Below are 799 nucleotides of genomic sequence, written 5' to 3'. Positions count from 1 at the left end.
GACAAGGCGGGGATCGCCGCGGCGCTGGCCGATACCGAATTCGCGATCCGCGCCGAAGAGGCGACCAACACCCTGTTCGCGCGATGGCGGTTCCTGCACATCCTGCTGGGCTGTCTCATCTTCGCGCTGCTCGCGCTCCACGTCGGCGCGGCGATCTATTACGGGCTGCGCTGGCTATGAGCTGGCAGCGTCTTTCCTATGCCGTCTTCATCGCAGCCCTGCTGGTGATGGTCGCCGCGGTCGCGATCCGGATGCGATCGGACGCGCCGAGGGATGCCGGCTTGGTGGCGCAGCTCGTCTCGCCCGGCCCGCTCTCGAGCGCGCACCAGTCCTTCGCCGGCCAATGCACGGCCTGCCACACGCCGGGCAAGGGAGTCGAAACCCGAACCTGTCTCACCTGCCATGCAGGCACGGATTTCGGGACGAAGCAGTCGACGCAGTTCCACGCGAAAGCGACGCAGTGCACCTCCTGCCACGTCGAACATGAGGGAGAGCACGGCATCATCCGCATGGATCACGCCGCCTTGCTCGACATGGCAAAGTGGCGGCAGCCTTTGGCGGGCATGTCGAAAAACCCCAAAAGCCTGACCCCCGAGACCGCGCTCAATTGCGCGAGCTGCCATGCGTTCCGCGATCCGCACCAGGGCCTTTTCGGCACCGACTGCGCGAGCTGCCACAAGACCGACAGCTGGAAGATCGCTAATTATCGCCATCCATCGGTCAATTCGACGCAGTGCGCCGAGTGCCATAAGGCGCCGCCCAGTCACTTCATGGAGCATTTCAGCATGGTCTCGCAGCG

The 799-nt window shown here is 64.7% G+C and carries 1 protein-coding gene and 1 pseudogene; both read left to right on the top strand.

Translation table 11 applies throughout. The annotated features are described in order from the left end of the window. Window positions 1-180 (top strand): annotated as a pseudogene (locus ET21_RS0125410) (hypothetical protein); the annotation flags it as partial. Next, window positions 177-799, top strand: a 623-nt coding sequence (locus tag ET21_RS0125400) for a cytochrome c (RefSeq protein ID WP_037471884.1), incomplete at its 3' end; no start/stop codon positions are given. The pseudogene ET21_RS0125410 and the gene ET21_RS0125400, both read left to right, overlap by 4 nt.

It is taken from the genome of Sphingobium sp. DC-2 (assembly GCF_000722555.1).
GTDB classification, from domain to species: Bacteria; Pseudomonadota; Alphaproteobacteria; order Sphingomonadales; family Sphingomonadaceae; genus Sphingobium; species Sphingobium quisquiliarum.
The sequence above is the reverse complement of the archived record's forward strand: the minus strand, read 5'-3'. Positions and strand labels throughout refer to the sequence as shown.